At 75.3% G+C, this 1733-nt stretch carries 1 protein-coding gene and 1 pseudogene; both read right to left on the reverse strand.

Going from position 1 to position 1733, the window contains the following annotated elements; all coding sequences use genetic code 11:
* Nucleotides 1-236: pseudogene (locus B7L92_RS37390) on the reverse strand (hypothetical protein); the annotation flags it as partial.
* 245 nt (nt 237-481) lie between these two features.
* The coding region (locus B7L92_RS37395) for an NsdA family TPR-like regulatory protein (protein WP_255311343.1) at nt 482-1733 on the reverse strand (1252 nt) is incomplete at its 5' end.

Raw genomic sequence — 1733 nt, forward strand, 5'->3', positions numbered from 1 at the left:
TTCCGGCCGGGCGGCGGGGCGGGCGACTGCGGCTCGGAACCCCACGTCCCGCCCCAGCCCTGGCCGCCGGAGGGAGCCGGGGAGGAGTCGCCGGGGTGCCGGCCGTCCGCGCCGCCGGGGCCGACCGGTCCGGCCGTCATGCCCGGCAGCAGGGGTTCACCGCCGTCGGAGGGCAGCACGATGCCTTCGCGCGCGGGGCGCGCCGAGGGCTCCTCGCCCTGTCCACTCTGCGTCACCGGGACTCCTACCAATGGGGGACCTTGTGAATCGTCGACTCACGCTACCGGGTCCTCCGAGGCCGGTGCCACGCAGCACCTAACCCGACCTCCTTCCCTGTGAGCGCGGTAACAAAACCGGCTCACCGTACGCTGATGACGCCACCCGCTCCGCTCCGGCCGCGCGTTCCCCGCGCGTTCACCCCGCGGGCTCCCCGGTGTTCACGCGGTCACCGGGCCCCCGCGCAGCGCGCGGCGGTCCGTGTTCACGCGGCCGCCCGGAACTCCATGCGCGCCCCGAACTCCCGGACCGCCGTCTCCTCCCGGTACGGCTCCAGGCGCTGCTGGAGGTCCTCCAGGTAGGCGGCGCCCCGGTCGGACCTCAGCCCGTCGAGCAGTTCCACCGCCTTCAGGCCCGTACCGCAGGCCTGTTCGACCTCCCGCTGCTGGACCTGGGCGGTGGCCAGCAGCACGTAGCCGATCGCCCGCCGCCGTGCCCGCGACTCGGGGTGGCCGGCCAGGGCCTCCCGGGCGTACCGGGCGGCGGCCTCGGCCTGCCCGAGGTCGCGGTGGCAGTGCGCCAACTCGTCGGCCAGGTAGGCCTCGTCGAAGTGGGCGATCCACGCCGGGTCGTCCCCCGAGGCCGCGTCGGCCGCCTCCATGGCACTCACCGCGCGCCCGACCGCCTCGTACGCGGCGTGCACGTCGCCCATCAGCGCGTGCCCGCGCGCCTCCGCCGCGTGGAACATCGCCTCCGCGCGGGGGGTCACGCGCCCCCGCGCGCCCTCCTGCGCCGCCCGCGCCAACTGGGCGATCTCGCGCGGGTTCCCGAGCTGTGCGGCCAGGTGGCTCATGGAGGCGGCGAGCACGTACCCGCCGTACCCGCGGTCCCCGGCCGCCTGCGCCAGCCGCAGCGCCTGGATGTAGTAGCGCTGGGCCAGGCCCGGTTGCCCGGTGTCGACGGCCATGTACCCGGCGAGCTCGGTCAACCGCGCGACGGCGGCGAACAGTTCGCGTCCGACGGCCTCCCGGTACGACCCCGCCAGGAGGCCCGAGACCACGCTGTTGAGGTAGTGCACGACGACCGGGCGCACATGCCCGCTGCCGTACTGGTGGTCCAGGTCCACCAGCGCCTGCGTCATGGACCGCACGGCCGCCACGTCGGACCGGCCCACGCGCGGCCCGGCCGAGCGCGCCACCTGCGCGTCGGGCGTGGAGATCAGCCAGTCACGGCTCGGCTCCACCAGCGCGGAGGCGGCGACGGAGGAGCCGGACAGGAAGTCCCGCCGGCCCACGTCGCTGCGCCACAGCTCGCAGACCTGCTCGATGGCCCCCAGTACCGTCGGCGAGAACTGGAGGCCGACGCCCGCCGCGAGGTTCTTGCCGTTGGCCATGCCGATCTCGTCGATCGTGACCGTACGGCCCAGTTTGCGGCCCAGCGCCTCCGCGATGATCGCCGGCGCCCGGCCCCTCGGCTGCTGTCCGCGCAGCCAGCGGGCCACCGACGTCTTGTCGTAG

It is taken from the genome of Streptomyces viridosporus (assembly GCF_002078235.1).
Lineage (GTDB): Bacteria > Actinomycetota > Actinomycetes > Streptomycetales > Streptomycetaceae > Streptomyces > Streptomyces viridosporus.